Origin of the sequence: Arthrobacter sp. SDTb3-6 (assembly GCF_013376095.1) — a bacterium.
In the GTDB taxonomy this organism is placed as follows: domain Bacteria; phylum Actinomycetota; class Actinomycetes; order Actinomycetales; family Micrococcaceae; genus Specibacter.
In genome coordinates, this window is record NZ_JAAMFN010000072.1 from 1 (window position 1) to 7,742 (window position 7,742).

General features: G+C 64.5%; 6 protein-coding genes. All 6 read right to left on the reverse strand.

Annotated features, from left to right (window positions below):
• Positions 1-19: 19 nt before the first annotated feature.
• Entirely contained in the window at positions 20-1,186 is a 1,167-nt protein-coding gene (locus G6035_RS18960; protein ID WP_176618660.1) for a Gfo/Idh/MocA family protein, read from the reverse strand.
• A 74-nt stretch (positions 1,187-1,260) separates the two neighbouring features.
• On the reverse strand, positions 1,261-2,121 hold the full coding sequence (locus G6035_RS18965; protein ID WP_256882410.1) for a sugar phosphate isomerase/epimerase: 861 nt from the start codon (positions 2,119-2,121) through the stop codon (positions 1,261-1,263).
• A 79-nt stretch (positions 2,122-2,200) separates the two neighbouring features.
• Entirely contained in the window at positions 2,201-3,085 is an 885-nt protein-coding gene (locus G6035_RS18970; RefSeq protein ID WP_176618661.1) for an ATP-binding cassette domain-containing protein, read from the reverse strand.
• The gene (locus G6035_RS18975; RefSeq protein WP_176618662.1) at positions 3,082-4,953 is read right to left on the reverse strand and encodes a dipeptide/oligopeptide/nickel ABC transporter permease/ATP-binding protein; all 1,872 of its coding nucleotides are present in this window, start codon (positions 4,951-4,953) and stop codon (positions 3,082-3,084) included. Before G6035_RS18975 ends, G6035_RS18970 begins: the two co-directional genes overlap by 4 nt.
• The gene (locus G6035_RS18980) at positions 4,950-5,891 is read right to left on the reverse strand and encodes an ABC transporter permease (RefSeq protein ID WP_176618663.1); all 942 of its coding nucleotides are present in this window, start codon (positions 5,889-5,891) and stop codon (positions 4,950-4,952) included. Before G6035_RS18980 ends, G6035_RS18975 begins: the two co-directional genes overlap by 4 nt.
• 69 nt (positions 5,892-5,960) lie before the next feature.
• Entirely contained in the window at positions 5,961-7,490 is a 1,530-nt protein-coding gene (locus G6035_RS18985) for an ABC transporter substrate-binding protein (protein WP_176618664.1), read from the reverse strand.
• Positions 7,491-7,742: the final 252 nt, after the last annotated feature.

The following is a 7,742-nucleotide window of genomic DNA, read 5'->3' on the forward strand; positions in this document are numbered from 1 at the left end:
TGACGTGCACTTGGAATCGCTATGACCGCTCGGGGTACTTGCCTTCTTCACGGATGTGCCCGTTGAGCAGCGACAGGTACTCGTCCTCGTCGAAGTCCAGGCCGACTTCCTCGCCCTTCCAGCTGGAAAGGTGGATGGCATTGGCCAAGCGGACACCGTTGATGCCGTCGGAGCCCGGGGCAAGCAGCGGCGTGCCGTCCAGGATGTTGGCGGCGAAATTCTCCAGGACACCGGCATGCTGGGCGCCCCACACGGAATCAAATTCCACAACCTCGGTGGTGAGGTAGTCGTCCATGTTCAGCTGTCCCATGAAGAGCCTGCGCACGTCGTCCATGCCCATGTTCTCGCTGATTTCGCGTTCCTTCTTCTTCAGGCGCGTCACCGTGGCGGTCTTGCTGCCTTCGACCACGATCTTGCCCTGGTCGCCGAGGATCTCGAAGCGGTCGGTGCCCACCATGTCGTGGGTGGCCGTGACAAAGGTGCCGGTGGCACCGTTGCCGTAGTCCACGAGCGCGGTGACCTCGTCCTCCACGGCAATGTCCCGGCGGAAGCCGTAGGAGACCTTGGCAAAGACGGACTTGGGCACGCCGCAGATCCACTGCCACAGGTCCAGCTGGTGGGGTGCCTGGTTGACCAGCACGCCGCCGCCTTCGCCGCCCCACGTGGCGCGCCATTCGCTGGAGTTGTAGTACCCCTGGGGGCGCCACCAGTTGGTGATGATCCAGTTGGTGCGCAGGATGCTGCCGATCTCGCCGTTGTCGACAATTTCCTTCAGGCGCTGGTACAGCGGGTTGTTGCGCTGGTTGAACATGATGGCGAAGGACAGCTCCGGCTTGGAGGCCGCATATTCGTTGAGTTCCTTGACCTGCTTGGTGTAGACGCCGGCAGGCTTTTCCACCAGCGCGTGGATGCCGTGCTTGAGCGCGGCGATGCCGATTTCCGGGTGCAGGTAGTGCGGCACGCAGGTGACGACGGCGTCCACGTCGCCGCTGTCCAGCATGGCCACGTAGTCGTCATGGACCTTGACGCCGGGGTACGTTTCCGCGGCGAGTTGGCGCCTGGCCGGGTCGGTGTCGGAAATGGCGCCGATCTCCATGTTCGGCACCATGCCGTCGGTGATGAACTTGGCATAGGCGCCGCCCTGCTGGCCCAGGCCGATGATGCCAAGGCGTACTTTCTTGCTCATTTGGTGTTGCTCCGTTTCGTTGCTGTAAATCGTTGGTCGAGCCTGTCGAGACCCGGGCCTGTCGGGGCCAAGCGCTAGAAGAGCTCGGCGAAGCCCATGGCGGTGAGGTTGCGGTGCGAGGTTTCCAGCGCCTCCCACACGGTGCGCCCGTACAGTTCGTCCTGTTCCACCAGCAGGTATTGCGCACCGGCGGCCTGCGCCGCGGGAACGATGGACGGGAAGTCGAGGTTGCCCTCGCCCACCTCGGCGAATTGCACCACGTTCTTGAACTCGGTCATGAAGTTGGCGAAGTCGCCGGTTTCCAGGTAGCCCAGTGCCGATTCGGGCAGCATGCCGATGCGATAGTCCTTCAGGTGCACCATGGCGGTGTTGCCGGCGTACTTTTCCAGGGTGCGGACAGGGTCCAGGCCGCCGCGCTGGACCCAGTGGACGTCAATCTCCAGCCCCATGGCGGGCGAGTTCTCGTTGATGATGTCCAGCATGAACCTGCCGTCGAACTTGGCAAACTCAATGTGGTGGTTGTGGTAGTAAAGGCTGATGCCTTCTTCCTGCAGGCGCTCCGCGTAGCCGTTGGTTTCCTTGGCGAAATCAATGACGGCGCCAATGTTGGTCATGGCCCCGAACGGCAGCATCCCGATGCGCAGCAGCTTGGTGTCGAGGCGCTTGGCATCGGCAACGATCTTCTCAAAGTCGTCCTTGAGGGATTCGCCCGGGCGGCCCACGGGCTTTTCCATCATGACGGACAGCGAGGCCACGTCCATGCCCAACTCCGTTTGCGCACGCTCAAGTTCCGAGACATTCTTCTCGTCCATGGGAACCTGGGAGATTTCAACCGCGTTGTAGCCCAGTTCACTGACCTTGCGGAGCGTCTCAAAGGCGCCCACCTCGGCGAAGCTGTCCTTGAGCATCATTGCCTGTACACCGATTTTTGCCACGATGTTCCTTTCTTCTTCCGGGACCCTTGTGGGGCTCTCCCCGGATGTTTCTTCTACGGGAAAACTTATTGGCCGGCGCCTAGGCGGGAATCCCGCTGGCCTCCTGGAGCCGCTGCGCGGCCAGAAGCCGGTGCCGCTCGTCGCGCCGCTTGGCCTGGCGGTCCGGGTCAGGGACCGGGGAGGCCAGCAGCAGACGCTGGGTGTAAGGGTGTTCCGGGCTCCTGGTCACGGTGGACGCCGGGCCCTGTTCGACGATTTCACCGTGGTACATGACGGCGACGCGGTGGCTGATGTGGCGCACCACGTCCAGGTCGTGGGACACGAACAGGTAGGAGACGCCGGTGTCCCGCTGGATTTGCAGGAACAGGTCCAGCACCACGGCCTGGGTGGAGAGGTCCAGGGCGCTGACGGGTTCGTCGCACACAATGAGTTTTGGTGACAGGGCCAACGCCCGGGCAATGGCCACACGCTGCCGCTGCCCGCCGCTGAACTCGCGCGGCAGCCGGTCAACGGCGTCGACGGGCAGGCCCACCTGGTCCAGGAGCTCCTTCACACGTTTGCGCGCAGTGGCCGGGTCCTGGCCCTGGACCTTCAGCGGTTCGGCAAGGATGTCCCCGATCTGCAGCGACGGGTTGAGCGAGGTGTACGGGTCCTGGAACACCACCTGCAGGTCCTTGCCGAGTTTCCGGCGTTCCTGCCGGCCGGCATGGCTGATGTCCTGGCCGGCAAAGGTGATGGTGCCCCGCGTGACGGGTGCAAGGCCCAGCACGGCACGGCCCAGAGTGGTCTTGCCGGATCCCGATTCGCCCACCAGGCCCAAGGTCTCCCCCGGCTTGATCGAGATGTTGATGTCGGTCAGGGCCCGGAACGGCTTGCGCCGGAACCCCTTGAGCGGATACTCCACGTCCAGGCCTGAAACGGTGAGCAGCCGGGCTCCGGCGCCATGAACTTCGGTGGCGGTCACAGGGCCATCTCCTTTGCATCGGGGTCGTCGTCGCGTGCTGCGGCCTGCGCGGCGCCCATGCCGCCGGAAACCAGCATGGTCATGGGTTCCTTGTCTTCAAGCATGGAGCCCAGGAGCTTTTGCGTATAGGGGTCCTTCGGGTTGCGCAGGATCTCCCGCACGTCCCCGTCCTCAACGAGGCGGCCGTTTTGCATGACCGCCACGCGGTCGCACAGGTCGGCCACGACGCCGAAGTTGTGGGTCACCAGGATCACGCCGACGCCGAGGCGCTTCTGCAGGTCCCGGATCAGGTCCAGCACGTCCGCCTGCACCGTCACGTCCAGCGCCGTGGTGGGCTCGTCGGCGATGATCAGGTCCGGCTCGCAGCTGATGGCGCCGGCAATGAGCACGCGCTGTGCCATGCCGCCGGAAACCTCGTGCGGGTAGGCGTTGAAGGTCTTCTCCGGGAACCGGATGCCGACGTCGTCCAGCAGCTTCAGTGCCCGCTTCCTGGCCTCGGCCTTGGAGATCTTCAGCACCCGCACCATGGGCGTGACGAGCTGGTAGCCGATGGTGAAGGCGGGATCCAGGTTGCTCATGGGTTCCTGCGGAATGTAGGAAATCCGCTTGCCGCGGTACCCACCCAGCCGCGCCTGGCTGACGCGGTCGTCGGTGGGGGCAACCGTAAATTTTCCGTCGAACTGGATGCTGCCGGCCACAATCCGGGCTGAGTCGGGCAGCAGGCCCAGGATCGAAAATGCCGTCTGTGACTTGCCGGAGCCGGATTCGCCCACAATGCCCAGGACTTCGCCGCGGTCAACGTGGAAGGAAACGTCGTCAACCACTTTCTTGATGGAGCCGTCGGCCTGCGGGTAGCCGACACCGAGGTGGGAGACCTTGACCAGGTGGTGTTCGGTGCCTGCTTCAACCGCGGCCGGGCTGGTGCGCCCGGGCAGGTGGCGCGTCGCGGCCAGCGTCTCCTGCGCCGTGCCGCTGCCACGCCTGGGTGCCTTGATCTTCTCGGCGTCCTCGAGCGCATCCCGGATGGCGTTGCCCAACAGGACCAGCGCACCAATGGTCAGGCCAATGGCCAGGGCCGGCCAGAGCAGCAGGAGCGGGCTGAGGTAGATGTTCTTGAAGCCCTCATTGAGCATGACGCCCCAGGTGGCCACGGAGGGGTCGCCCAGGCCCAGGAACTCAAGCCCGGACTGGATGGCGATGGCCACACCGCAGATCACGGCCGTCTGGATGATGATGGGGGCGCGCACCACGGAGAAGATGTGGCGGGAAATGATGGCGGTGTCGCCCAGGCCGGCCACCCGGGCGGCGTCGACGTACAGTTCGTTCCGGACTGACTGCACGGCAGTGCGGGTGAGCCGGAAATAGCCGGGCGCCATCAGGATGCCGAAGGCCACCATGGAGATCCAGACGGACGGGCCCAATGCTGCGCGGACAGTCAGCAGGACAATAATGCCCGGGAGCGCCATCAGGACGTTGACCACCCAGTTGGCCACACCGTCGAACTTGCCGGCGTAGTAGCCGGCGACCAGGCCCGAGGGCAGTCCGATGACGATGGCGACGGCGGCACACAGCAGGGCCGAGAGCAGGGTGGTACGGGCGCCGAAGACCAGGCGGCTCCAGACGTCACGGCCCACGCTGTCGGTGCCCAGCAGGTTCACCGTATCCCCGCCTGCCAGGGTCTTGCCGATGTTGGCAAAGTTGGGGTCGAAGGGGGCCAGCACATTGGCCAGCACCGCCAGGGCGATCATGAACACAATCACGATCACGGAGGCCAGGCCCAGGGGGTTCTTCAGGATCTTCTTCACGACGTGGGAACGGACCACCGTCCCCGTTTGGCCGACGAGTTCGGCCGGCTGGATCATGCTCATGACACACGCACCTTGGGGTTCAGCCAACCGTTGATGAGGTCCACCAGCAGGTTGACGATGATGACGATGATGACGGTGTACAGCACCACGCCCATGACCAGCGGAATGTCGCCCTGGCTGGTGGACTGCACGGCCAGCGCGCCCATGCCGGGCAGCGCGAAGATCTGTTCAATGATCACGACGCCGCCGAGCATGCCCACGAATTTCAGGCTCAGCACGGTCAGCCCGGCCGGCGCGGCGCTGCGCAGGACGTGTTTGAACAGGATCTCCCACTCGGGGATGCCGCGGCTGCGCAGGGTGCGCACGTAGTCCTTTTCCAGCTGCTTGATGACGGCGCTGCGGATCTGCTGGGCGATGCTGGCGATGCCGTTGATGAGCAGGGCGATGACGGGGAGGGTCATGGAGGCCACCCACGCCGCCGATCCGGCATCCGGGGAGATGCTGCTGGTTGCCGGGAAGATTTTCAGGTTGATCGCGAAGACGGCAACCAGGACGATCGCCAGGACAAAGTCCGGGATGGCGTCGCCCACGACGGCGGCACCCTGGACGAGCCGGTCGATCCAGCCGCGCTTGACCGCGGCGGCCGTCCCGAGCAGGGTGGCGATGATGGCGATGCACACGATTGAAACGATGACGAGGGTGAGCGTGACGGGCAGGCGCGTGGTGATGGCGCTGACCACGGGCTCGGAGGTGAACCAGGAGGCGCCAAAGTCGCCCTGGACGGCGTTGCCGGCCCATTCGAAGAAGCGGCTGAGCAAGGGCCGGTGGAGGCCCAGCTCAATCTCCTTGGCCTGCACCTGCGCCTGGCTGGCATACTCACCCAGGATGTTCCGGGCAATGTTGGCGCTGGAGAAGTACAGGAGGCAGTAGGTGAAGAAGGAGATGGCCACCAGCACTGAGATGCCGGACGCTATCCGCTTGAGGATGAAGGAAACCATGGGGTGCTCCAGGTGGAGGGTCAGTGGGAAGGGGTGCCGGGGGCGGTGCCGCCCCCGGCACGGGCGCCGCTACTTTGCGGGCGCGTAGTTGTAGATGGACGGAACGGCCTGCTGCAGTTCGGGCTGGACGTCGATCTTCTTGTTGCTGTAGTACATCTGGTTCAGGCGGAACATGGGGATGAACCAGGCATTCTTGGTGACGTACTCGTTGACCTTCTTGGCCAGCTCGCCGCTTTGCTCGCCGCCGTTCTGCACCGCCTTGATCAGCGCCGTCATTTCCGGGTCCTGGGATTTGAAGGGGTTGTAGAGTGCGGTGGTGGAGATCATCTGGTTGATGGCCACCCAGGGCTCACCCTGGTACAGCTGGAACGTTGCGGCCGCATACTTGCCGCCAGCCATGTCGGCCACGTAATTGGCATCCGGGATGGACTCGGTCTGCAGCTTGATGCCCACGTCGGAGAGCTGTTGCTTGAACACGGCGTTGATGGCATCGAATCCTGCCACCGTCGGGATCTTCAGGGTGAATCCGTTCGGATAGCCTGCTTCGGCCAGAAGGGCCTTCGCCTTGGCGGGATCGTAGGGGTAGCTGTTGTCGAGGGCGGGGACGTAGGCGCCGCTTTCCGGGCCGAACACCTGGTTCGTCACGGTGCCCTCGTTCAGGTACTGCTGGGCCAGGATCGTCTTGCGGTCAAAGGCGTAGTTCATGGCCTGGCGGACCTTGACGTTGGCCAGTGCGGGGTTGATCTTGCCGGTGCGGTCGTAGAGCAGGATGCCTTGCCAGTCCACCTGGCTCTTGTGGGCCACCATGCCCGCGCCTTCGGCCTGCTTGCCGGTCTTGGGGTCCAGGAGCGCCGCGTCCACCTGGCCGGAGACCAGGGCGTTGGTGCGGGCGGTCAGGTCCACCAGGTACTTGATGGTGATCTTGTCAAACTTCTGCAGGTCCTTGTCCCAGTAGCCGGAGCGCTTGGTGAAGACGTACTGCGAGCCCTTGACGGAGCTCTTGGCGTCGTACACGTAGGGGCCGGAACCGTCGGGATCGGTCTTGATGCCCGGCGTCCCGATGGCCTTGGGGCTGGCCACCAGGCCCAGGGCCTGGGTCAGGTAGTAGGTGAAGGCCGGGTCGGGGGCGCCCAGGGTGATGGAGATCGTCGAGGGGTCCACCACCGCAACGCTTTTGATCGAGGCGGCCTGGTAGGCGTCGGTGCCCTGGGCTTCCTTGAAGTGGTCCAGGTTGGCCTTGGCGGCCGCCGCGTCGAACTTGGTCCCGTCGCTGAAGGTGACGCCAGTGCGCAACTTCAACGTCAACACGGTGTGGTCCTTGTTGTACGACCACTCCGTGGCCAACATGGGGTCAAGCTTTCCGTCGGGTGCCCGGCGGATCAACGTGTCGTAGGCGGCCTGGTAAAACGGCATGGTGTGGCCGATGTGGGCGTCCGTGGGGTCGAAGGTCTTGAGGTCTGAGACGCTGCCCAGGGTGAGCGTCGTGGCGGCCGCGCTGCCGCCGCCTCCCCCGGCGCTCGTGCCGCCGCCACAGGCGGTCAAGGCAATGGCCGCGGCGGCAAAGATTGCCAGTGCGGAGGATTTTGGACCAAACTTCATCGTTGGCTCCTAAGGGTTGGAAAGCGGTCTTTAGCCGGTCGTGGTAGACGCCACTAGGTGTGGCACAGGTCTCACAGTAGCCCGGTTGCCAGAACTTGGCAACCGATTGTCAAACATTTCATGGTCACGATCCCGTCACGCTGCATGGCCGGTCACGGCCGGTGGTCCAGGGTGGCAGGGTGGCAGGGTGGCAGGGTGGCAGGGTGGTACATGGCGGCGGGCCCAGCCGCGCGGCAGGGCCCCCCCCAACAG

What these genes read in the sequence shown, in the direction of transcription:
- G6035_RS18960 (WP_176618660.1), bottom strand. Translation starts at nt 1,186, where the DNA reads ATGAGCAAGAAAGTACGCCTTGGCATCATCGGCCTGGGCCAGCAGGGC.
- G6035_RS18975 (WP_176618662.1), bottom strand. Translation starts at nt 4,953, where the DNA reads ATGAGCATGATCCAGCCGGCCGAACTCGTCGGCCAAACGGGGACGGTG.
- G6035_RS18980 (WP_176618663.1), bottom strand. Translation starts at nt 5,891, where the DNA reads ATGGTTTCCTTCATCCTCAAGCGGATAGCGTCCGGCATCTCAGTGCTG.
- G6035_RS18985 (WP_176618664.1), bottom strand. Translation starts at nt 7,490, where the DNA reads ATGAAGTTTGGTCCAAAATCCTCCGCACTGGCAATCTTTGCCGCCGCG.